We start from the raw sequence: 21366 nt of genomic DNA, 5'->3' as shown, positions 1-21366 counted from the left end.
CGCGCCGTTCGCCTGAGAGAACTATGCCTGACCGGCACCGAAACACATACGACAGCTGTCGTATTTCGTTGGGACGAGCCTCGGCACGTCACGGCAGTATCACGCCGTACGGCACCCGGCGAAGACGCGTGGGCATCAGTCCCCGATCATCGCTCCGACCAGTGCCTCGCCTTGGTCTTCGGCCGAAGTCGGCCGTCGCCCTGCGGCCGGTAGCCGTGTCACGATTCCAATATCTATATTGTCTATAAATTTAATATAATTCTATTGACGGCAAAGTGTCCGCCCGTCTATGCCTAGTGCCGTGGCCGATGGGGCCACGGCATCTGGCCCAAGCCCCCGCTGCACTCCCCTCCAGCAACCGTCCTGCGACGGCTTGCTTTCTATACAGGCCGGCATGATCAGACTGACGGGCATCTCGAAACATTATGGCGTGGCCGGCCGCGCCATGCCCGCCCTGGACGGCATCGACCTCGAAGTTCACGCAGGCGAAATCCTGGGCATCATCGGCTCCTCGGGCGCCGGCAAGTCCACTCTAGTACGGCTGATCAACCTGCTGGAGCGCCCGACCAGCGGCGAGATCTTCGTCGGCGAACGGCGGACGACCGCCCTGGCGGGCCGGGATCTGCGCGATCTGCGCCGCCGGATCGGCATGGTCTTCCAGCATTTCAACCTGCTCAATGCCCGCACCGTCGCCGCCAATGTCGCCTTCCCGCTGCAGCTCGCCGGCGGTTTCGACCGCAAGGCAATCAAGGCGCGCGTGGATGCGTTGCTCGAACGCGTAGGCCTTGCCGCCCATGCCGACAAATATCCGCGCCAGCTCTCGGGCGGGCAGAAGCAGCGCGTCGGTATCGCCCGCGCCCTTGCCTGCTCGCCGCAGATCCTGCTTTGCGACGAAGCCACCAGCGCACTCGACCCGCAGACCACCCGTTCGGTGCTCGACCTCCTGCAGGAGATCAACCGCGAACTTGGCCTCACCATCGTGCTGATCACCCACGAGATGGACGTGATCCGCCAGAGCTGCGACCGCGTCGCCGTGATCGACGCGGGCCGGATCGTCGAGGAAGGCCCCGTCTCCCGTGTCTTCCTGCATCCGAGCCACCCGGCCACGCTACGCCTTGTCCGTGAGGCCGAGCATGATGGCGGCGATACCGATCCCGGCCTGACCGGCGGCAGCACAGGCCCGCTTTTCCGGCTCACCTTCCTCGGCGAGACCGCGCATCGGCCGATCCTCGGCCGCATCGCGGCCGAGACGGGCGTCGACTACGCCATCCTCGGTGGGCGTGTCGGCCGCATCCGCCAGACGCCCTATGCCCAGCTCACGGTCGCCCTCGTCGGCGGCAACAGCGCCGCTGCCATCGGCCGCCTGACGGCAGCGGGCGTCGACGTCGAGCGGTTGAACGGTGAAGGCGTCGAGGCCTCTGCCGGGGGGGCGCTCCATGCTGTCGCTTGAAGCGATCGACTGGGCCGACATCTGGGCGGCACTGCTCGATACGCTGTCGATGCTGGGAGGCGCACTCGGCTTCACCATCCTGGTCGGCCTGCCGCTCGGCGTGCTGCTCTTCCTCACCGGGAGGCGCCAATTGCTGCAGCAGCCGCTCGCCTATGGCATCTTGTCGTTCGTCCTCAACATCGTGCGCTCGGTGCCCTTTATCATCCTGCTGGTGGTGCTGATGCCGGTCACCGTGCTGATCTCGGGCACCTCGTTGGGTGTGCGCGGCGTCATCCCGCCTTTGGTGATCGGCACCATCCCCTTCTTCGCGCGGTTGGTGGAGACCGCCCTGCGCGAAGTCGACCGAGGCGTCATCGAAGCCTCGCAGGCGATGGGCGCTTCCCATAGCCAGATCGTGTTGCGCGCCTTGCTGCCCGAAGCACTTCCCGGCCTGATCGCCGCCGTGACCGTCACCGCCATCGTCCTGATCGACTACACGGCGATGTCGGGCGCCATCGGCGGCGGCGGCATCGGCGATCTCGCCATCCGCTACGGCTATCAGCGCTTCCAGACCGAGATCATGGTCGTCACCGTCCTGATCCTGGTGCTGCTCGTCCAGGCCATCCAGGCCAGCGGCAACCGGCTGGTCGCCCATTTCTCCCGCAAATGACCCCTTCGGAAGGACCTCTCATGCGCATCTTCAAAGCGCTGCCCGTCATCGCCTCCCTGCTCGCTCTCGGCTTCACCTCGGCGCGGGCGCAGGAAACACTCACCGTCGGCGCCACCGCCGTGCCGCACGCCGAGATCCTGGAATTCGTCAAGCCGATCGTGGCGAAGGAAGGTCTCGACCTCAAGATCAAGGTCTTCTCCGACTATATCCAGCCCAATGCCCAGTTGGTCTCGGGCCAGCTCGACGCCAATTACTACCAGTACCGGCCCTTCCTGAACGACTACAACAAGCAGCGCGGCACCGACCTGGTGCCGATCGTGCCGGTTCATGTCGAGCCCTTCGTGGCTTACTCCAGCAAGATCACCGCCATCGACCAACTCAAGGACGGCGCGACGGTGGCCATCCCCAACGATCCCGTCAATGGCGGCCGGGGCCTGTTGTTGCTGCAGAAGGTCGGCCTCCTGAAGCTGAAGGGCAAGCCGGAGCTGGAGACGCCTGAGGATCCGCTGCCCACCCTCAAGGACATTACGGACAACCCCAAGCATCTCAAGATCGTCGAGCTTGAGTCGGCCATGCTGCCGAGGGCGCTGTCGCAGGTCGATCTCGGCGCGCTGAACGGCAATTACGTGCTGGAGGCCAAGCTCGACGTCAACAAGTCGCTCTATATCGACCGTGGCCAGGACGGCCGCAACATCTGGGGCGAATATCTGGTGACCCGCCCGGCCGACAAGGACAAGCCGGCCATCAAGATCCTGGCCAAGGCCCTCAACAGCGATGCCACGCGTGACTTCATCAAGACCCGCTATCAGGGCCAGATCTTCCCGGCCTTCTGAACGCGCACGCAGGAATCCCTCCCCGGTTTCGGGGAGGGTGGCCTCGCGCAGCGAGGCCGAGTGGGGGAGAGTGGCGCAACTAGCATGACTTATGCCGCTCGCCCCCTTCCGTCGCTGCCTCAATCCAACAAACTCGCGCCAATCGGATTGTCGTCCCCTTCCCCTGCCGGAGCCCCCCGTGACCGCATCCTCCACCTCCCCTGCCCGTCCCGCCACGCCGGCTCACGTCATCGCCGACGATGCCGAGGCCATTGCGGTTGCCGAAAGCCTCGCGCCCGGTTTTGCCGCGGGAGCGGCAGAGCGCGATCGCGAGCGTCGCCATCCGGTGGCCGAGCTCGACCGGCTGTCCCAAAGCGGGCTCGGTGGCATCACCATTCCCAGAATCCATGGCGGCGCCGGGGTTTCGCAGGTCACCGTGGCCCGGGTCTTCGCCATCCTGGCGGCGGCCGATCCCTCGCTCGCGCAGATCCCGCAGAACCAGTTCGAGATCCTCGACGTCATCGAAGGATCCGGCAGCGAGGCGCAGAAGCGAGACCTCTTCGCCCTGGTGCTATCAGGCCATCGCCTCGGCAATGCCTTCTCCGAATTCCAGGGCAAGAATGTCGAGAGCTTCGAGACGCGCCTCAGCCGTGACGGCGACAATTTCCGGGTCAACGGCCGCAAATTCTATTCGACCGGTGCCCTCTTCGCCCATCTCGTGCCCATCGTCGCCCTCGACGAGGACGGGCGGATCGTAGTGGCCGTTGCCGACCGCGACGCCGAAGGTCTTTCGGTGATCGACGACTGGTCTGCCTTCGGCCAGCGTACCACCGCCAGTGGCACGGTGACGCTCGACAATGTCGCCATTCCGGCCGAGCGCGTCCTGCAGGCCCATCTGGTCTATGAGCGTCCGAGCGCGGCCGGTCCGCGCAGCCAGCTGATCCATGCGGCTATTGATGCCGGCATCGCGCGCGGGGCTCTCACCACCACCATCGACTTCGTGCGCGAGCAGGCCCGTCCCTGGATCGACAGCGGTCGCGACACCGCCCGCGAGGATCCCTATGTCATCGGCGAAATCGGCAATCTGCGTATTCGCCTGCACGCGGCCGAGGAATTGCTCTGGCGGGCCGGGCGGCAGCTCAATGCAACCCTGGCCGATACCAATGAGCACTCGATCGCCCTTGCCAAGGTGGCCGTGGCGGAAGCCAAGGTGCTCACCACGGAGATCGCCATCCTCGCCGCCAACAAGCTGTTCGAACTCGCCGGCACGCGCTCGACCCTGGCCCGGCACGGGCTTGACCGCTATTGGCGCGACGCCCGCACCCATACGCTGCACGATCCGGTGCGCTGGAAATACAACGCCATCGGCCAGTTCTACCTCAACGGCGTGCAGCCGCCGCTGCATTCCTGGATCTGAACGTCCCGTCAGGCCACCCAGCCGAGCGCCCGGATCAGCAACGCCGACACATAAAGACCGGCGCCGAAGGCGAGATGGGCAGCCAGACTGCGCAGACGGGCAATGCCGGGGTTCGGCGTCTTGCGGGCCGCGATACCTGCCCCCAGCCCAGGTTGCAGGATGAAGAAGGGCGCCACCAGGCTGACGACGCCGAATACCAGCGCCGGCAGCGGCGTGGGATGCCGGAGCCAATCCGGCCCGACCACGGTCAGAAGCAGGCCGGCAAACACGACTCCGATGGCATAATGGGCAAGCCAGCCGATGGCTTTTTCGCCAGGAATCGCATCCGTCCGGCCGATGCCGGCATGGACGAGGCGACCCCGCGGCAGATGCCCGATCCAGCGCCCGACCATGGCATAATCGAGAGAGGCTATGGCGAATCCATGCTTGAGCAGCAGTGCCCACAGATCCATCACAATGGTGGCGCCGATGCCCACCAGCAGCATCGACACCAGCAATTCCCCTACCCCGCTCACCATCGCAGCATTCCTTTCCGGCCCCACTCGTCTTCGCGGCGGGCATAAGATAATAAATCATTCAATAAATTGATTGATTATTAGAGATCATCTAGTCTTCCGTCAATGAGCGACTCAGATCCCCAGATGCAGATCCTCGGCGAATTCGCCGAGCTTGCCCGCACCCTCGGCAATGCCCATCGCCTCATCCTGCTCGAGCACATCGCCCAGGGTGAACGGCCGGTGGAACGCCTGGCCGAGCTGGCCAATCTCTCCATCGCCAATGCCTCCCAGCATTTGCAGCAGCTGCGCCGTTCGGGCTTCGTGCAGACGCGACGGGAGGGCAAGCATGTGCTCTACCGGCTCGGCAATGGTCCGATCCAGCCCTTGCTCGCCGCCCTCAGGGCCTATGCCGAGTACAACCGCGCCGAGATCCGCGCCCTGATCGCCGACAGCTTCGAGCGGCGCGACAAGCTGCAGGCGATCTCGCGGGAGGAACTGGCTACGTGCCTGCGCGAAGGCGTCGTCGTGCTTCTCGATGTCCGCCCCGAGGATGAATATGCGCTCGGCCATCTGCCGGGCGCCATCAACATCCCGGCCGAGCAGCTCGAGCAGCGCCTGGGCGAGCTCCCGGCGGACCAGGAGATCGTCGCTTATTGCCGGGGCCCCTATTGCGTGTTGTCCTTCGACGCCACCGCGATGCTGCGCGCGCACGGCATGCGCGCGCGCCGTCTCGACGGCGGCTATCCGGCCTGGAGCGCGGTGGGCCTGGAGACGAAGGCAGTCACCACAGCCGCTTGACCGGATTCAGGCCGCCAATTGGCGCTCGATCAGGCTGACATAATTGCTCTTCGGCCCGAGCCCGACCATCTGGTCGACCGGGCGGCCGTCCTTGAAGACGACCACGGTCGGGATGCTGCGGATCCCCAGGGCGCCGGCGATCTCGGGTTCGGCATCGATCTCGACCTCACCGAAGGCGGCCTTGGTGGCGAGCGTCTGCGCGAGATCCTGATAGAGCGGCTCCATCATCCGACACGGGCCGCACCAGGGCGCCCAGAAGCGGACGACGCTCACACCGGGCTTCTTGATGACTTCCACCTCGAAATTGCTTTTGGTCAAGGTGGTGATCGACATTGCATACTCCATGATGAAAAGGATTGGCGGACTGGCCATGGCGGACCGATCCCGAAATCGCGGACGGCCTTCAGCAGCTTTCGAACTGGAAGCCTTCGCCATAAAGGGCGGCCTGGCGTGCCCGTTCTTCAGTCGCCTTGCGCCGGCATGCGGCCGTGTCCTCGAAGCTGGCCGCATCGTCTTGCCACGCGCTGGCCGGGGCTTGGCCCCGCGTGGCGCGCCGCCCGAGCAGCCGGCCCTGCCGGAAAACCGCCAGCGTGTTGGGCCGCAGGCAGGCCCAGGCCCGCGCGTCCTCTGATGGATAGCTGACGATCAGCCGCATCGGCCGCTCGCCTTCGACCTCCAGCACGTGCAGGCTGGTATGGGCATGCACGAATAGATGCTCGCCATCGGCGAGCAGGAAATTGAAGGCGCCATGCACGTTGATGGCGGAGACGGTATCGGCGAAGCGATCCAGCATTGTGTCGAGCTCATCGCCACCCCCGCTCCAGCCGCTCAGCGTCTCGAGCAGCAGGACGAACGCGCGTTCGGAATCGCTGTCGCCGAGCGCACGGAACCTCGACGTCACAGGCTCGCCGATGCCCGGCAGCGAGCCGGCATGGGCGAAGACCCAGGAGCGTCCGGCCAATTCCCGGTCAAAGGGGCGAAGCTGGCTGAAGCCGGGCTGGCTCTCGTCGACCCCCTTCTCGCCAAATTGCCCTACCATGCTGGTGGCGGTGAAGGTTCTCTCCCTGAGTATTCGCAGCATGGCGTTGTGATTGACCGGCCCGGCTTCCTTGTAGATGCGCGCGGCCCGGCCATCATGGAAGGCGATGCCCCAGCCCTGCCGGTCCGGACAGAGCCCTTCCTCGGCTGCTCCGAGCAGTGACAAGGCCACGGCAAGGTCCTCGGCATGACTCGCATTCACGCCAATCAATTGTGGCATCGGCACCTCCAATCCGAAAATGGATAGATTAAACTATCATTCAATATAACTATTGAATGATAGTTTCAGGAAGGCACCCCGTCAACTCTCTATCGGGAGAGTCCCGCAGCCCGCAAAGCGCGGATGCGCACGCCGCCGCGCGCAGGACGGATTTCAGTTTGGACAGACCAGGCCGGCCATCGACACCGACCCGCGAGGAGACGCCCGAGCAGCATGCCGGGCGCCACCTTCCCTCACCGGCTCAGGCGTTCGGCATGCCAGGCGAGATGGTCGTCCATGAAGGTGGAGATAAAATTGTAGGAGTGGTCGTAGCCCTCCTGCATGCGCAGGGTCAGCGTAATACCAGCCTTGGCGCAGGCCTCTTCCAGGAGCCAGGGCCGCAGTCCTTCCTTGAGGAAGCCGTCCGCCGTGCCCTGGTCGACCAGGAAGGCGTCGAAGCGATGGCCGTCGGTGATCAGGGCCGTGGCGTCATAGGAACGCCAGGCAGATTCATCGGTGCCGAGATATTTCTCCAGGGCCGGCCTGGACCAGCCTGCGGTGCTTGGCTGCACGATCGGCGCGAAGGCCGAACAGCTCTTGTAGTGCTGCGGGTTCTTGAGCGCGATGGTCAGCGCGCCATGGCCACCCATCGAATGGCCGAAGATCGACTGGCGCGCCATGTCGGCCGGGAAATGCTCGCCGATCAGGGCCGGCAGTTCCTGGGTAAGATAGGAATACATCCGGTAGTTGCGGACATAAGGCCCTTGCGTGGCGTCGAGATAGAAGCCCGCGCCCGATCCGAACTGCCAATTGTCCTTCTCGTCCGGCACGCCTTCGCCGCGCGGGCTGGTGTCGGGGCAGACCACGATCAGGCCGAGTTCGGCGGCGAGGCGGCGATATTCGCCCTTGTCCATCACGTTCTGATGCGTGCAGGTCAGGCCTGACAGATACCAGAGCACGGGGCAAGCACGCTCCGCGGCCTGGGGCGGCACGAAGACCGCGAAGGTCATCTCGCAATCGCAGCTCGACGAGGCATGGGAATAGACGCCCTGGGTCCCGCCATGCGATCGCGAGGTTGAGATGGTTTTCATCGGCTAGGCCTTTCGCTCAGAATCGAGCCGACCATAGCCACCTCAGCCCTCCCCCGTCGAGTTTCGAGCCGGTTGCAGCCCCGCGCTAAATGCCGCGGCATCTTTCGGTAACCTTTCCAAGGCTCTCTCATCAGCAATAAAAACGTTTTTATTTTTATTGAAAACGTTTTTATTCGCTGTTATCAGAATCCTGCAATCGTCAGACCCGGAGGGGAGGATGGCCGGAAAAACCTCGCAACCGTCGCGCCCCGCACCGCCCACCATCAAGACGCTGGCGGACAGGACAGGCTATTCCATCGCCACCATCTCCAAGGCCCTGCGTGGCCATGCCGTGGTTGCCCCGGAGACGCGGGAGGCAATCTTCAAGGCTGCCCAGGAGATCGGTTACCAGGCCAATACGCGCGGCATGGCGCTGCGCACCGGCAAGACCTACCAGGCCGCCGTGTTGATGCCGGTGACGGCCGCCCCCGACTATGAGTGGGACGGCGTCGAATATACCCAGATCCTCAGTGGCATCAGCCAGGCCCTCGACGGCAGCGACTACAACATCTCAGTGCATGTCATCCGCGACGCGGCCGATGGCTGCGAGGTTGCTCGCCGCATCGTCGAGCAGGGCCTCGCCGACGGCCTGATCTTCTCGGGGATTCTTGCCGACGACCCGCGCGTCGATTTCCTGGTGGCCCGGGACTTCCCCTTCGTCTCGCTCGGGCGCTGCCGTGGGGAGCTCGACTATGCCTACGTCGATATCGACAATGAGTGGGCCGCCCATGCCGCTACCGCCAGGCTGATCGCCGGCGGCCATCGGCGCATCGCCCTGGTCAATCCGCGGCGGCGCCTGTCTTACGCCATGGACAGGATCGATGGCTTCACCCGCGCCTTCGCCGAGGCGGGCCTCTGCGCATCCACAGATCTGATCGTCGAAGGCGACCTTTCGACGGCATTCGGCCGCAAGGCCGCGATCGAGCTGCTCGGCCGCGCCGACCCGCCGACCGCCTTCGTCTGCGTCAACGAATCCACCACGCTCGGCGTGCTCTCGGGCCTGTCCGGCCTCGGGCGCGAGATCGGCACCGATGTCGACGTCATCGCCTATGACGACATCAATGTCAGTGCCTATTTCAACCCGCCGGTCACCACCTTCTACCAGCCCATCGAGATCTGCGGGCGGTTCCTCGGTCAATATCTGCTGCAGCGCATGGCCGGCACCGCACCCGAGTCGCTGAAGCAGGTGTTCAGGCCCGAACTGGTGGTCCGGCAGCCCGACGATCTCGGCAGCCGCAAGAGCTGACGCATAGAACCAACAAAACCAATGGAGGAGGAAACCATGAAAAAACTGAACGCGATTGCGACCGCCTTGCTGTTGTCGGTCTTCGCCGGCAGCGCGCAGGCTGCCGATCTCGGCGGCAAACTCCTGAAGGTCGGCTCCGACACCACCTCGCCGCCGATGGAGAGCGTCGACCCCGCCACCAACCAGATCGTCGGCTTCGACGTGGACGTGGTCAACGCGATCTGCGTCAAGATCAACTGCAAGGCCGAATTCGTGACCACCGGCTGGGATGGCATCTTCGCCGCCCTCGACCAGGGCAGCTTCGACCTCGTCGCCTCGGGCGTGTCCATCACCGACGAACGCAAAAAGGCGATGGATTTCTCCGATCCCTATATCGTCAACAGCCAAGCGATCCTGGTGCGCGTGGCAGACCAGGACATCTCGCTCGATGGCTTCAAGGGCAAGGCCAAGAAGCTCTCAGCCCAGGCCAACACCACCGACGCCCAGGTCGCCGAGAAGATCGTCGGCAAGGACAATGTCGTGGCCTATGACAGCTTCAGCGCTTCCGTCATCGCCCTGAAAAACAAGGATGTCGACGGCGTCGTCATCAACGGCGCCAATGGCCCGGCCTACGACCGCGAATTCGCCGGAGACCTCGTGGTCGGCATCAAGGGCCTGGAATCCGACCCTCTCGGCCTCGTTTTCCGCAAGGGCGACGACAATGTCGCGGCCTTCAACGAAGGCATCAAGCAGATCAAGGCCGACGGTACGCTCGACAAGCTGATCGCCAAATATTGGGGCGCCAAATAAAGCGCCCGCCCCTCCCCTGGAGGGGTCGGCCATTCCCCTTGGAATGGCCTGGGGTCGACGCGCAGCGTCGGGTTGGGCTGAGCTCTCCGCAAGACTGAGCCGCTTTTACCATTACACCCCAAGCATCTTCACCCCACCCCGGCCCTTCAGGCCGACCCTCCCCCTCCAGGGGAGGGTAGTGTCGGCTCACATCGAAACCGCGATCGCCCCGTTGGGGGAGGACCGAATGAACACTCTCAGACGCATCCGCCCCAGCAATCTGATCATTCTGACGGCCCTGCCCTTCATCATCTATCTTTTCTCGACATCGCGCGACTATCAGCGCTCGCTGCGGGCGATCCTCGGCGTCGAGAACGGCTCTTCCGCCTTCGTGCCCGGCTTCGCCGCCCTGGCCGTCGCCTTTTCGGCCGGGCTCGCCGTGCTGTTCTTCTCACGCGCCCATGCCTACAGGCCGCGCCTCGCCCTCATCGCCGCCGGCCTCACCCTCGCGGCCGCGCTGGCGATCGCGCTGGGCGGCTTCACGCATCCCTATCTCGCCTCGGCCCTGGCCAATGCCGTCGACCCCTTCACCTCGGCTCTGGTGGTGAAGGGCGTCACGCCGCGGCAGCTCACCCCGGACGCCGATATGATGCTGGGCCATGCCGAAGCCTGGCTGCTGCCTGCCTATCTCGGCCTGACCCTGCTGGGCCTCGGCCTCTTCTTCGCCGGCGGGCGCCCGAACGCGGAGCGTGAAACGCAAGTGCGGCGTGCCGGGCGCTGGATCCTCGGCCTTGTCAATGGCGTCGGCGCCGTCGGCCTGTTCTTCTTTGCGCATGTCGCCTTCGCGGCCGGCGTCGCCACCACCATCCGCGCCGCCGTCGCCGCCTATCTCCTGGCTGCCCTGCTTGGCCTCGTCTGGGTCGGCCTCCTGCAATTGCGCTACAGCGAGCGCGCCAGCCTGATCTTCGTCGCCCTCACCCTGGCGCTTGCCGTGGCTACGGGCTGGTTCCTGATGCAGCCGCGCGACAGCTACGTCCTGGCCGGCACGCTCGAAGGCAAGGTGGCGGTCGTCGGCAATACGCCATCCAGCCTGATCGCCTCGGTACGCGAGGGTGACTTTCCCGGTGGGCCTAACGCGCCGGTGCCGGTGCGCAGCTTCGCCGGCTCGCCCGAGGCTCTTGTCGCCATCGCCAGGAAACAGGACGTCTCGGCTGCCCTCGTCCCGGCCTCCGCCCGGCCCGGCGATCTGCCGGTGCTCTGGCAGACCGAACTCCTGAACGATCGCGACCGCTCAGCCGGCATCACTTTCGCGGTGCTCGCCATCATTCTCGGCCTGCTTACCTTCGGCGGGCATCTCAATTTCCGCCACCCGCTCGCCATCGGCTCGGAGTTCATCGTCGACACCATCCGCGGCATCCCGATGCTGGTGATCGTGCTCTATATCGGCCTGCCACTCAGCGGCGCGCTCAAGGACGCCACCCAGGGCGCCGTCGATCCGCCCAACCTGCTGCGCGGCATCGTCGCCATGGCCTTCGCCTATTCGGCCTATCTCGCTGAAATCTTCCGCTCCGGCATCAATGCCATCCCGATGGGGCAGATCGAGGCGGCCCGCAGCATCGGCCTGTCACGCTGGAAGACAGCGCGGCTGGTGGTGCTGCCGCAGGCCTTCCGCATCATCATTCCCCCGCTCGGCAACGAGTTGATCGCCATCCTCAAGGACACCTCGCTGCTCTCCATCCTGTCGATCCGCGACATCACCCAGCGCATGCGCGAGTTCCAGTCGGCGAGCTTCCTGCCCTTCGCGCCCTACAACTCCGCCGCCATCTTCTACATCGTCCTGACCCTCGCCGCGGCGAGCCTGGTCAACACCATCGAGAGAAAATATGACGTCAAGCATCGCTAACGACCGGCAAGCCCTGGAAACGCGCGCCCGCAGCCTGGTCTTCCCCAAGGGCTTCGTCTTCGGCGCCGCCACGGCCGCCTACCAGATCGAGGGCGCCCACGACCTCGACGGCAAGAGCGAGAGCATCTGGGACCGCTTCTGCCGCAAGCCCGGCGTGATCGTCGATGCCAGCAGCGGCGAGGTCGCCTGCGACCACTATCATCTGTGGCGCAAGGACATTGCGGTGATGAAGCAACTCGGCCTCGACGCCTATCGCTTTTCCGTGGCCTGGACGCGCATCCTGCCCGAGGGGACGGGCACGCCGAACACCGAGGGGATCGCCTTCTACGACCGGCTGATCGACGGCTTGCTGGAAGCCGGTATCGAGCCCTATCTCACCCTCTATCACTGGGACCTGCCCCAGCTCCTGCAGGACCGCGGCGGCTGGTACAATCGCGAGACCTCCGAACATTTCGCCGCCTATGCCTCGGTGGTGGCGCGCGCCTTCGGCGACCGCGTCAAGCATTGGACCACCTTGAACGAACCCTGGACCTTCTGCTGGTCTGGCCATGCCACTGGCGAGGACGCGCCGGGCCTTCATGACGGCGCCAAGGGCGGCGTCGCCGCCAGCCATCACGCTTTGCTCGGCCATGGCCTGGCCGTGCCGGCCGTGCGCGCAGAAGCGTCCGAAGCCTCCGTCGGCATCGTCTTCGACCTCAACGTGGTCGAGCCGGCCAGCGCCGATCCGCGCGATGCCGCCGCCGCCCGGCGTTTCGACGGCGCCCAGAACCGCTGGTTCCTCGACGCCGTCTTCAAGGGCAGCTATCCCGAGGACATGCTGGCGCTCTACGGCCCGATGCTGCCGGAAATCCGGCCCGGCGACAACGCCGTCATCGCCGCCGCGGTCGACTATCTCGGCGTCAACATCTACCGCCGTTCGGTGATCGCTGAGGGCAGCGAGCTGGCGCCGCTCAACTACAGGCGCATCCAGCCCGAAGGCGTCTATTCCGCCGTCGACTACGAGATCTGGCCGCGCTGCATCTACGACGTCCTCCATTACGTCCATGCCAACTACCGGCCCAGGCGTATCTTCATTTCCGAGAACGGCGTGGCCACGGCCCCCGAGACCGTGACCGCCGACGGCCGCATCTGGGACGACCAGCGCGCGCTCTATTATGTCAACCATCTCGCCGAGGTCGCCAGGGCCGCGGCAGAGGGCGTGCCGGTGCAGGGCTATTTCGCCTGGACACTGATGGACAATTTCGAGTGGGCCTATGGCTACACCACGCCCTTCGGCATCACCCATGTCGATCTCGCAACGCAGGAGCGGAGGATCAAATATTCGGGTGAGGTCTATGCCCAGATCGCGGATCAGGCCCGGAGCGTCGTCCAGCCGGCGCGGAGCGCCCAACTTGGCTGATAGCGACCTGATTCATATGCGGCAAGATGTCGGAATAGAGCGCGGGTATCCTTCCCCGACTTCGGGGAAGTCCGGAATATCTTCGAAGACGAAGATATTCCTGTCATCGATGCGGTGCAGCGACGGAAGGGGGGGCGCGATGCGCGGCGGGCCGGAAAAAGTATGGTCGCGCCACCCTCCCCGAAACCGGGGAGGGACTCCCGCGCTCCACTCGGCATGATCAAGATGCGTGAATTCGACAGCACACCAGAACGAACCCCTACGCCCGGCACGGTGCTGATTACCGGCGCCTCGCGTGGCCTTGGGTTGGCCTTGGCCCGGCACTATGCCGGCGCGGGCTGGCGGGTGATTGCCTGCACCCGCGCCGACACGCCGCACCCTGACGAAAATGGCCTCGAATGGCGCCGGCTCGATGTCGCCAGCCCGGCCTCGATAGCCGAGCTTGCCGCCGGCCTCGCCGGCACCCCGCTCGACCTCATGATCAACAATGCCGGCATCCGCGGCGACGTCGATGGCCTCGCCACGCTCGACGCCGACGATTTCATCGAGGTGATGCGCGTCAATGCCCTGGCGCCCCTGTTGGTGGCGCGGGCGCTCCTGCCGAACCTGCGGGCGGGAGGCGGCCGGATCATCGCCAATATTTCGAGCCGCGCCGGATCCATCGCCGAAGGCATGATCGGCGATGATGACGGCGACTATGCCTATCGCTGCTCCAAGGCAGCGCTCAACATGGCGACGGCCAAGCTGGCCCACGACCTCAAGCCCGATTGCATCACCGTACTTGCCCTCCATCCCGGCTGGGTACGAACCGATATGGGCGGCATCGAAGCCGAAATTCCGGTATCGGACAGCGCGGCGGCCCTGCAGGGTCTGATTGAGCGGGCCACATTGGCCGACAGTGGCAGTTTCCAGGCCTTCGATGGACGGCCGATCGCCTGGTGAGACACGCAGTGCGACAACGCATCGGATGAACGATATGGCCGCGGCGTCGCTGAACGTGTAATCACAGGCATGGCGACGAAGAACGGGCCGGGAAGCGACGCCCGATCGCTGCCGTCGCAATGCAGCCGCATGGCCGGCCGGACGATCACGCCGCTGGAAAGCCGATGGAAGTCTTCAACTATCCTGCCTGGAACCTGATTTCCTTCGAGCGCGGCTCCGTCATCCCCCTCTACCAGCAGCTTTTCGCCCAGTTGCGTGGATTGATCGCCGACGGACGGATCCCCCGCGGCGCACGCCTGCCGCCGAGCCGCATGCTGTCGGACGAACTCGCCATCTCCCGCAGCACGGTGGTGTTGGCCTATGAGAAACTGGCGACGGAAGGTTATCTGCAGAAGCGCGTCGGTTCCGGCACCTTCGTGGAACAGGTCTTTCCGGAAGATCACCTGCCGCGCCCACCGATCATGGAACCTGTCGGCAAGCGACGCCCTGCCCGCCCCTCCGCCCATGCCGAAGCCCTGCTCGCCCTCGACGTGCCACCCGAACGCCGAGAGCGGTTCGGCCTCAGTCCTGGTATTCCCGCCCTCAACGAATTTCCCTACGAGGTTTTCGCACGCCTTGCCGGGCAGCACTGGCGCGCTCATGCCGCCTCGCATACGGGCTACGACTATGCCCGGGCGACGCTGCCGCTCGGCCGGCAGATCGCCGCCTATCTGGAGGAAACACGCGGCATCGTCTGCCGCCCCGAGCAGGTCGTCATCTTCTCCAGCACGGTACAGGCGGCCGCCATGGCCGCCCATGTGCTGCTGAACCAGGGTGACCGCGTGCTGCTGGAAGACCCCGGCCACGTCACCCAGCTCGCGACGCTGACGGCCAGCGGCCTGAAGGTCGAGCCCATCCCCGTCGATGACGAAGGCTTCGACATCGCCGCCGTCACCAGTTCCAGCCTGCCGGCGCGGCTTGCCATCGTCTCGCCGGTCGAGCAGTTCCCCTTCGGCTGCACCATGTCCGCGCCGCGCCGACAGGCTCTCCTCGACTGGGCCGTGGCTGAAGACGGCTGGATCCTGGAGGATGATTTCAATAGCGAGATCCGCTGGTCGGGTACTCCCGTCCCACCGCTCTATGCCGGCCATTCCGGCCGTGTGATCTATACCAGTTCCTTCAACCGGGTGCTGGCACCAGGGCTGAGGCTTGCCTATCTGGTTGCCCCGCCGGAGTTGATCGAGGCCTTCAAGCTGGCCCAGCGCATTTTCTCCTTCTATGCCCCGCTGCCCGACCAAGCCCTGGTCGCCGAATTCATGAGCTCGGGCCACCTGGCGTCGCATCTGCGGCGCATGCGGGCGATCTATCGCGAAAGAGCGGGAGCGCTGGCGGAGGGCCTGCGCGACCGGCTCGGTGGCGATTTCATCGTTCCCGACGTCAGGGCTGGACTCCACCTCACCATCCGGTCCCATCGGCCCTTCGACGACCGCGCCGTCTCGAAGCGACTGCTCGATCACGAAATGGATTGCCCGCCTCTCTCGCGCTATTGCCGCAGCGCGCTGAAGCGGCATGGTTTCGTGCTCGGCTTCGGCAACAATCCGGTCAAGCGCATCCGTCGCTACGCCGAAATCCTCGCCCATGCCATCGAAGAGCTTGGCTGATGCTTCGCTCCCGCGGTGGAATTGGACTGTATCACCACTAGAAATTGGCTCTTGGGTACGACCGCTTAGTCGCCCAATCTCGTGCAAACACCACCGCGCCACAGCACGGGAAATTCCATGGGGAATCAAGAACAAGTCGTGCTTCGCGCGACGGGTATTCGCAAGAGTTTCGGCACTCTTGAGGTGCTGAGCGGCGTCGACCTGACGGCTCGTACGCATGACGTCATCAGCATGATCGGTGCCTCCGGTTCAGGCAAGAGCACCTTCCTGCGCTGCATGAACCTCCTGGAGATTCCAAGCGCCGGCTCCATCGCCGTGGAAGGCGAGGAGATCACGCTCGACCGGCGCGGGGACCGCACCAAGCTGAATGCCAGGCAGATCAACCGCCTGCGCAGCCGTATGGGCATGGTGTTCCAGAACTTCAATCTCTGGAGCCAGCTCACGGTGCTGGAGAACGTCACCATCGCGCCGATCAAGGTGCTCGGCCTGTCCCGGCGCGAGGCCCAGGAGCGCGGCGAAGCCTATCTCGCCAAGGTGGGTCTATGGGAGAAGCGTTCGCACTACCCAGCCCATATTTCGGGCGGCCAGCAGCAGCGCGTCGCCATCGCGCGGGCCCTCGCCATGGAGCCGAGGCTGATGCTGTTTGACGAACCGACCTCGGCCCTCGATCCCGAACTGGTCGGCGAGGTGCTGGGCGTCATGCGTACCTTGGCCGAGGAAGGCCGCACCATGATCGTGGTCACCCACGAAATGGCCTTCGCCCGCGAGATCTCGGCCGAGGTGGTCTTCCTGCACAAGGGCGTGATCGAGGAACGCGGCCCGCCGGCCCAGGTGTTCGGCGCTTCGAAATCCGAGCGCTGCCGCGCCTTTCTGCAGCGCGTGCTGTGAATCCAGAGCTTCAAGAACAATGGAGGGGAATTCCATGAAGAAGATCGCCATCCTTCTGGCTGCCAGTGCAGTGACCTCACTGGCTTGCCTGGCCTCGCTGACTTCCATGGCCCAGGCCCGGGAGTTGCGGGTGGGCAGCGAGTGCACCTATCCGCCCTTCAACTTCAAGGACGCCAGCGGCACCCTGCAGGGCTTTGATGTCGACGTCGCCAAAGAAGTGGGCAAGCGCGTCGGCGCGGATATCAGTTTCGTCTGCCAGCCTTTCGACTCGCTGATCCCCGCGCTGATGGCCGGCAAGTTCGACATGCTGGCTGCCAGCATGTCGATCACCGACGAGCGCAAGAAGAGCATCGAGTTCAGCCTGCCCTACCGTTCCTCCACCGCCCGCTTCATCGCGGCCAAGGGGTCCAGCCTTGCGCCGCTGACGGCTGACGGCAAGGCCAATCCGGACGGGATCAAGGGCAAGGCGATCGCCATCCAGCGCTCCTCGACCTATGAGAAATACATGCGCGACAAGTTTCCCGATGCGGACATCGTGCTCTACGACACCGTCGACAACATGCTGCTGGATCTCACCTCCAAGCGCGTCGACCTGGTGTTTGCCGGGCCGATCAAGCTCGCCCAGGACTTCCTCGATAAGCCGCGCGGCAAGGACTACGCCTTTGTCGGCCCCGAGATCAACGACGTGGAATTCTTCGGGCCCGGTGTCGGCATCGGCCTGAGGAAGGACGATACCAAGCTGCGAGACGAGGTGGACGGCGCCCTGAAGGCCATGTTCGCCGACGGCGCCTTCAAGGCCATCAACGACAAATACTGGTCGTTCAGCGTGCTGCCGGCCGCAACCCAGTAGGGCAGCGCTGGCAGGCACATGTTCTGCCATCCCCGGCACGGCCATAGGCCGTGGGAAGGGGGTCCAGGGGCTGAAGGACTCGACCAACGACCCTGGATCCCCTTCCCGCCACCTCCGGTGGCGCCAGGGATGACGGGGCACGAACCGCAAGCAACCCCAAACGCCTCGCCGTCAGCTGCGCTGGCTTCTCTTCCAACCCCGCTGTCGGAGCGTGTTGGCCATGGACTTCTTCTTGGGCTGGGGGACGCAGATCGCCTTCGGCTTGCTGGTAACCATCGAGGTCGCCGTACTCTCGCTGCTGCTCGGCTTCGTCTGGGCCATGCTGGGCGCGCTGGCGCAACTGTCCTCGAACGCCTTCCTGCGCGGCCTCGGCCGGGGGTTTGCCGTGGTCGTGCGCGGCACGCCCGAACTCCTGATCATCCTGATCGTCTATTTCGGCGGCACCGTCGCGCTGACGGCCCTGATGAAGACCGTTCGGCCCGATGCCGCCTATGTCGAGATCCCGGCTTTGCCGGCGGGCGTCTTCGCACTCAGCCTCGTCTTCGGCGGCTATGCGTCCGAGGTGCTGCGCGGCGCCTTCCTGGCCCTCCCGAAGGGCGAAGTCGAAGCCGCCCAGGCCTTCGGCATGTCCTCCCTGACCAGCTTCATTCATATCCGCCTTCCCTTGATGTGGCGCTACGCCTTGCCGGGCCTCGGCAACAACTGGATCTCGCTGATCAAGGACACCTCGCTGATCTCGATCGTCGGCCTGGAGGAGATCATGCGCGTCAGTTCGATGGCGACGTCCGTGGCGGGCGACCCCTTCCGCTTCTACGTGATCGCCGCCATCGCCTATCTCATCCTGACCATCGTCAACACCTCGGCGGTAGACGCCCTCGAGCGCTGGGCCGCGCGCGGCGAAAGGAAGCTCGCGCAATGAACCTCGATCTCATGCTCGAAAGCTTGCCCGCTTTGCTCAAGGGCACGGCGATCACGCTGCAGCTCCTGGCCGCTTCCCTCGCCTGCGGCATGCTCATCGCCATTCCGGTGGCAATCCTGCGCATCAACGGCAACGGCGTGGTGCGCCTGATCCTGCATTGTTACATCTATTTCTTCCGGGGCACGCCGCTGCTAGTCCAGATTTTCCTGGTCTATTACGGCCTCGCCCAGTTCGATGTGGTGCGCGACAGCGCCCTCTGGCCCTATCTGCGCCAGGCTTCGGTCTGCGCCATTCTGACCTTCAGCCTGAACACCGCGGCCTATACCGCCTATATCTTGCGCGGCGCCATCCAGGCCGTGCCGGCCGGCGAGATCGAGGCGGCACGGGCCTGCGGCATGTCGACCGCCCTTGCCTATCGCACCATCATCCTGCCGCATGCCTTCCGCCTTGCCTTGCCGGCCTATGGCAACGAGGTCGTCAGCATGCTGAAGTCGACCTCCCTCGCCAGCACTATCACCGTGATGGAGCTCACCGGCGTCGCCAACACCATCGTAGCGCGCACCTTCGCCCCTTATGAGCTCTTCATCACCGCCGCATTGATCTACCTCGTCATCACCTATGTCCTCACCTCGGCCCTGCGTGCTCTCGAGCACCGGCTGAGCCGGCATAGGCGCCCCCTCGTCCAATCGCGTACCAACCTTGCCGAAAGCTCCCATGCAACGACCTGACCTCGAAGCCTTCGCCGCTTTTGCCGATTCTCTTGCCGATGCCAGCGGCGCCATCATCCGCGAGGCCCTCGCCAATCAGCGCGAATTCCTCACCAAGGACGATGCCAGCCCGGTCACCGAGATCGATCGCCGGGTGGAGGCCCGGCTGCGCGAGCAGATCGCGCGGCACTATCCTGGACACGGCATTCTCGGCGAGGAATTCGAATCGGCCGACCTCGACGCCGAATGGGTCTGGGTGATCGATCCCATCGACGGCACCAAGGCCTTCATCACCGGCATCCCGACTTTCGGCACCCTGGTCGCCCTCGCTTATCGCGGCGTGCCGGTGCTCGGCGTGATCGACAATCCCGTCACCCATGAACGCTGGATCGGCGCCGACGGTGTTCCCAGCACGCTGAACGGCAGGCCCATTCGCACGCGCGCCTGCACCGAGTTGAACAACGCGATCCTGGCCAATGGCAATCCCGAGCCCTTCGACACGGCAGAACAGGCCGCGTTCCAGGACCTGCGCGGCCAGACCCGCTGGTGCGTCTATGGCGGCGGCTGCCATGCCTATGGCCGCGTGGCCGATGGCGCGCTCGACATCAGCACCGATGGCGGGCTCGACGCTTTCGACTATTGCGCGCTTGCCCCGATCATCCGCAATGCCGGCGGCGCCATCAGCACCTGGCAGGGCGAGGAACTGACCATCCGCTCCGGCCGCCAGGCCATCGCCGCCAGCGCCACGCCCGCTCTGCATGTGCAGGTGCTCGCCTGCCTGTCCACGCAGACGCCCAGCCTACGCGCCAGCCGCTGACGTTGGCCGGAAAGGATTTGACCATGACCACAAGCATTTGGGACATCGAAGCCGTTCGCTCCGCCTTCCCGGCGCTTTCCCTCCGCGACGACGGCAAGCCGCGCATCTATCTCGACGCGCCCGGCGGCTCGCAGGTCCCCCACCGGGTCGTTGACGCAATGACGCGCGTGCTGGTCGACAGCTGCGCCAACGAAGGCGGTCCCTTCCGCACCTCGCAGGACAGCGATCGCATCCTCGCAGGGGCCTACCAGGCGGCCGCGGCCCTGCTCGGCGCGGCCGCCGACGAGATCGTGTACGGGCTGAACAGCACCTCATTGCTCTTCCATTTCTCGCGCATGATCGCACGCGACTGGCGAGCCGGCGACGAAATCGTCCTCACCCGCATGGACCATGACGGCAATGTCGGCCCCTGGCTGATCGCCGCCGAGGAGCGCGGCGTCACCGTGCGCTGGCTCGATTTCGATCCCGAGACCTTCGAATATCGCTACGAGGCGCTCGACCGGCTGATCGGGCCGCGCACCCGGCTGGTGGCTTGCAACCACGCCAGCAACATGTTCGGCACCATCAACGACGTCGCCCGCATCGTCGCCGCCGGCAAGGCGGTCGGCGCCGTGACCATGGTCGACGCAGTGCAATCCGCCCCGCACATTCCGGTCGACGTGCAGACGATCGGCTGCGACCTGCTCGCCTGCTCGGCCTACAAATTCTTCGGTCCGCATGCCGGGGTGCTCTATGTGCGCGCCGAGCTGCGCGACAGGCTGGTTCCCCTCAAGGTCCGACCCGCCGCCATGGACATGCCCTGGCGTCTCGCCCCGGGCACGCCCTCCTTCGAGGCCCTCGCCGGCACGCAGGCCGCCATCGAGCATATGGCCTGGCTCGGCGAGGCTTTCGGCGGGACGCAGGCAAGTGAGCCGCTCCGGACCCGGATCGTCGCCGGCCTGGAGGCCGCCACCGCCTATGAGGCTGAGCTGATGGACCGTTTCCTGGCTGGCCTTGCCGATATCGAAGGACTCAAGCTCTTCGGCGTTGCCAGCCGCAACCGGCTCGATGCCCGCGTGCCGACCTTCAGCTTTCGCCTGGAAGGCCGGACACCGCAGGCAACCATGGCGCATCTCGCCGCCGGCAACATCTTCGGCTGGGCCGGTGATTTCTATGCCCATGAGGCGTCGGGCGCCCTCGGCCTGCGCGAGACCGGCGGCGTCGCCCGTCTCGGCCTGTCGCACTACACCAGCATGGCCGAAGTCGACGCCACCCTCGATGCGCTCGCCCGCTTCGCGTCGAAATCCTGAGTGGGAAA

The 21366-nt window shown here is 65.1% G+C and carries 21 protein-coding genes; 17 read left to right on the top strand and 4 right to left on the bottom strand.

What is annotated here, in order from left to right; all coding sequences use genetic code 11:
• Positions 1 to 394 precede the first annotated feature (394 nt).
• The 4 genes from ACN6KF_RS02100 to ACN6KF_RS02085 all read left to right on the top strand — a co-directional run bounded on the left by ACN6KF_RS02100 (position 395) and on the right by ACN6KF_RS02085 (position 4328).
• A complete protein-coding gene (locus ACN6KF_RS02100; RefSeq protein WP_434955241.1) occupies positions 395 to 1450 on the top strand; it encodes a methionine ABC transporter ATP-binding protein in 1056 nt (351 codons plus the stop codon).
• Positions 1437 to 2099: a methionine ABC transporter permease gene (locus ACN6KF_RS02095; protein WP_434955240.1), complete on the top strand. Its 663-nt coding sequence runs from the start codon at positions 1437 to 1439 to the stop codon at positions 2097 to 2099. Before ACN6KF_RS02100 ends, ACN6KF_RS02095 begins: the two co-directional genes overlap by 14 nt.
• Positions 2100 to 2119: 20 nt before the next feature.
• On the top strand, positions 2120 to 2932 hold the full coding sequence (locus ACN6KF_RS02090; protein ID WP_434955239.1) for a MetQ/NlpA family ABC transporter substrate-binding protein: 813 nt from the start codon (positions 2120 to 2122) through the stop codon (positions 2930 to 2932).
• Between the two features lie 178 nt (positions 2933 to 3110).
• The gene (locus ACN6KF_RS02085) at positions 3111 to 4328 is read left to right on the top strand and encodes an SfnB family sulfur acquisition oxidoreductase (protein WP_434955238.1); all 1218 of its coding nucleotides are present in this window, start codon (positions 3111 to 3113) and stop codon (positions 4326 to 4328) included.
• 8 nt (positions 4329 to 4336) lie between these two features.
• Here ACN6KF_RS02085 and ACN6KF_RS02080 read toward each other — a convergent pair whose 3' ends face one another.
• Positions 4337 to 4846, bottom strand: a complete 510-nt coding sequence (locus ACN6KF_RS02080) for a DUF2938 domain-containing protein (RefSeq protein WP_434955237.1) — start codon at positions 4844 to 4846, stop codon at positions 4337 to 4339.
• A 102-nt stretch (positions 4847 to 4948) separates the two neighbouring features.
• On the opposite strand from ACN6KF_RS02080, the gene ACN6KF_RS02075 reads away from it, so the two are divergent.
• Positions 4949 to 5623, top strand: coding sequence for an ArsR/SmtB family transcription factor (locus ACN6KF_RS02075; protein WP_434955236.1), 675 nt, complete (start codon positions 4949 to 4951; stop codon positions 5621 to 5623).
• Between the two features lie 6 nt (positions 5624 to 5629).
• Here the strand turns inward: ACN6KF_RS02075 and trxA are convergent, their stop codons facing one another.
• The 3 genes from trxA to fghA all read right to left on the bottom strand — a co-directional run bounded on the left by trxA (position 5630) and on the right by fghA (position 7951).
• Positions 5630 to 5956 (bottom strand): thioredoxin, encoded by a 327-nt coding sequence (gene trxA / locus ACN6KF_RS02070; protein WP_434955235.1) that lies wholly within the window; start codon positions 5954 to 5956, stop codon positions 5630 to 5632.
• A gap of 70 nt (positions 5957 to 6026) precedes the next feature.
• Positions 6027 to 6881: a class II glutamine amidotransferase gene (locus tag ACN6KF_RS02065; RefSeq protein ID WP_434955234.1), complete on the bottom strand. Its 855-nt coding sequence runs from the start codon at positions 6879 to 6881 to the stop codon at positions 6027 to 6029.
• Between the two features lie 233 nt (positions 6882 to 7114).
• The gene (fghA, locus tag ACN6KF_RS02060) at positions 7115 to 7951 is read right to left on the bottom strand and encodes an S-formylglutathione hydrolase (protein ID WP_434955233.1); all 837 of its coding nucleotides are present in this window, start codon (positions 7949 to 7951) and stop codon (positions 7115 to 7117) included.
• A 217-nt stretch (positions 7952 to 8168) separates the two neighbouring features.
• On the opposite strand from fghA, the gene ACN6KF_RS02055 reads away from it, so the two are divergent.
• The 12 genes from ACN6KF_RS02055 to ACN6KF_RS02000 all read left to right on the top strand — a co-directional run bounded on the left by ACN6KF_RS02055 (position 8169) and on the right by ACN6KF_RS02000 (position 21358).
• Positions 8169 to 9236 (top strand): LacI family DNA-binding transcriptional regulator, encoded by a 1068-nt coding sequence (locus ACN6KF_RS02055; RefSeq protein ID WP_434955232.1) that lies wholly within the window; start codon positions 8169 to 8171, stop codon positions 9234 to 9236.
• A 36-nt stretch (positions 9237 to 9272) separates the two neighbouring features.
• Positions 9273 to 10025 carry a transporter substrate-binding domain-containing protein gene (locus ACN6KF_RS02050; protein ID WP_434955231.1) on the top strand — a complete coding sequence of 251 codons (753 nt, stop codon included), beginning with the start codon at positions 9273 to 9275 and terminating at the stop codon, positions 10023 to 10025.
• 226 nt (positions 10026 to 10251) lie between these two features.
• Positions 10252 to 11907, top strand: coding sequence for an amino acid ABC transporter permease (locus ACN6KF_RS02045; protein ID WP_434955230.1), 1656 nt, complete (start codon positions 10252 to 10254; stop codon positions 11905 to 11907).
• Complete coding sequence (locus ACN6KF_RS02040; protein ID WP_434955229.1) at positions 11888 to 13306, top strand: GH1 family beta-glucosidase; 1419 nt, start codon at positions 11888 to 11890, stop codon at positions 13304 to 13306. Before ACN6KF_RS02045 ends, ACN6KF_RS02040 begins: the two co-directional genes overlap by 20 nt.
• Positions 13307 to 13579: 273 nt before the next feature.
• A complete protein-coding gene (locus ACN6KF_RS02035) occupies positions 13580 to 14248 on the top strand; it encodes an SDR family oxidoreductase (protein ID WP_434959592.1) in 669 nt (222 codons plus the stop codon).
• A gap of 164 nt (positions 14249 to 14412) precedes the next feature.
• Positions 14413 to 15888: a MocR-like pyridoxine biosynthesis transcription factor PdxR gene (gene pdxR, locus ACN6KF_RS02030; RefSeq protein ID WP_434955228.1), complete on the top strand. Its 1476-nt coding sequence runs from the start codon at positions 14413 to 14415 to the stop codon at positions 15886 to 15888.
• Between the two features lie 117 nt (positions 15889 to 16005).
• Positions 16006 to 16776: an ABC transporter ATP-binding protein gene (locus ACN6KF_RS02025; protein WP_434955227.1), complete on the top strand. Its 771-nt coding sequence runs from the start codon at positions 16006 to 16008 to the stop codon at positions 16774 to 16776.
• A gap of 34 nt (positions 16777 to 16810) precedes the next feature.
• The gene (locus ACN6KF_RS02020) at positions 16811 to 17626 is read left to right on the top strand and encodes a transporter substrate-binding domain-containing protein (protein WP_434955226.1); all 816 of its coding nucleotides are present in this window, start codon (positions 16811 to 16813) and stop codon (positions 17624 to 17626) included.
• Positions 17627 to 17846: 220 nt separating this feature from the next.
• Positions 17847 to 18545, top strand: coding sequence for an ABC transporter permease (locus ACN6KF_RS02015; RefSeq protein WP_434955225.1), 699 nt, complete (start codon positions 17847 to 17849; stop codon positions 18543 to 18545).
• Positions 18542 to 19273 (top strand): ABC transporter permease, encoded by a 732-nt coding sequence (locus ACN6KF_RS02010; RefSeq protein ID WP_434955224.1) that lies wholly within the window; start codon positions 18542 to 18544, stop codon positions 19271 to 19273. The genes ACN6KF_RS02015 and ACN6KF_RS02010 overlap by 4 nt, the downstream gene beginning before the upstream one ends.
• Positions 19260 to 20069, top strand: a complete 810-nt coding sequence (locus ACN6KF_RS02005) for an inositol monophosphatase family protein (protein WP_434955223.1) — start codon at positions 19260 to 19262, stop codon at positions 20067 to 20069. Before ACN6KF_RS02010 ends, ACN6KF_RS02005 begins: the two co-directional genes overlap by 14 nt.
• Before the next feature lie 23 nt (positions 20070 to 20092).
• Positions 20093 to 21358: a cysteine desulfurase-like protein gene (locus tag ACN6KF_RS02000; protein ID WP_434955222.1), complete on the top strand. Its 1266-nt coding sequence runs from the start codon at positions 20093 to 20095 to the stop codon at positions 21356 to 21358.
• The last annotated feature ends 8 nt before the right edge of the window (positions 21359 to 21366 follow it).

The sequence above is a fragment of the Labrys methylaminiphilus subsp. lupini genome, assembly GCF_051161885.1.
Classification (GTDB): Bacteria; Pseudomonadota; Alphaproteobacteria; order Rhizobiales; family Labraceae; genus Labrys.
The sequence above is the reverse complement of the archived record's forward strand: the minus strand, read 5'-3'. Positions and strand labels throughout refer to the sequence as shown.

Excerpts from the sequence above, each read along its gene's own strand:
- fghA (WP_434955233.1), bottom strand. The coding sequence starts at position 7,951 with ATGAAAACCATCTCAACCTCGCGATCGCATGGCGGGACCCAGGGCGTC.
- ACN6KF_RS02000 (WP_434955222.1), top strand. The coding sequence starts at position 20,093 with ATGACCACAAGCATTTGGGACATCGAAGCCGTTCGCTCCGCCTTCCCG.
- trxA (WP_434955235.1), bottom strand. The coding sequence starts at position 5,956 with ATGTCGATCACCACCTTGACCAAAAGCAATTTCGAGGTGGAAGTCATC.
- ACN6KF_RS02100 (WP_434955241.1), top strand. The coding sequence starts at position 395 with ATGATCAGACTGACGGGCATCTCGAAACATTATGGCGTGGCCGGCCGC.
- ACN6KF_RS02050 (WP_434955231.1), top strand. The coding sequence starts at position 9,273 with ATGAAAAAACTGAACGCGATTGCGACCGCCTTGCTGTTGTCGGTCTTC.
- ACN6KF_RS02095 (WP_434955240.1), top strand. The coding sequence starts at position 1,437 with ATGCTGTCGCTTGAAGCGATCGACTGGGCCGACATCTGGGCGGCACTG.
- ACN6KF_RS02025 (WP_434955227.1), top strand. The coding sequence starts at position 16,006 with ATGGGGAATCAAGAACAAGTCGTGCTTCGCGCGACGGGTATTCGCAAG.
- ACN6KF_RS02010 (WP_434955224.1), top strand. The coding sequence starts at position 18,542 with ATGAACCTCGATCTCATGCTCGAAAGCTTGCCCGCTTTGCTCAAGGGC.
- ACN6KF_RS02055 (WP_434955232.1), top strand. The coding sequence starts at position 8,169 with ATGGCCGGAAAAACCTCGCAACCGTCGCGCCCCGCACCGCCCACCATC.
- ACN6KF_RS02015 (WP_434955225.1), top strand. The coding sequence starts at position 17,847 with ATGGACTTCTTCTTGGGCTGGGGGACGCAGATCGCCTTCGGCTTGCTG.
- ACN6KF_RS02045 (WP_434955230.1), top strand. The coding sequence starts at position 10,252 with ATGAACACTCTCAGACGCATCCGCCCCAGCAATCTGATCATTCTGACG.
- ACN6KF_RS02075 (WP_434955236.1), top strand. The coding sequence starts at position 4,949 with ATGAGCGACTCAGATCCCCAGATGCAGATCCTCGGCGAATTCGCCGAG.
- ACN6KF_RS02005 (WP_434955223.1), top strand. The coding sequence starts at position 19,260 with ATGCAACGACCTGACCTCGAAGCCTTCGCCGCTTTTGCCGATTCTCTT.
- pdxR (WP_434955228.1), top strand. The coding sequence starts at position 14,413 with ATGGAAGTCTTCAACTATCCTGCCTGGAACCTGATTTCCTTCGAGCGC.
- ACN6KF_RS02080 (WP_434955237.1), bottom strand. The coding sequence starts at position 4,846 with ATGGTGAGCGGGGTAGGGGAATTGCTGGTGTCGATGCTGCTGGTGGGC.
- ACN6KF_RS02090 (WP_434955239.1), top strand. The coding sequence starts at position 2,120 with ATGCGCATCTTCAAAGCGCTGCCCGTCATCGCCTCCCTGCTCGCTCTC.
- ACN6KF_RS02020 (WP_434955226.1), top strand. The coding sequence starts at position 16,811 with ATGAAGAAGATCGCCATCCTTCTGGCTGCCAGTGCAGTGACCTCACTG.
- ACN6KF_RS02065 (WP_434955234.1), bottom strand. The coding sequence starts at position 6,881 with ATGCCACAATTGATTGGCGTGAATGCGAGTCATGCCGAGGACCTTGCC.
- ACN6KF_RS02040 (WP_434955229.1), top strand. The coding sequence starts at position 11,888 with ATGACGTCAAGCATCGCTAACGACCGGCAAGCCCTGGAAACGCGCGCC.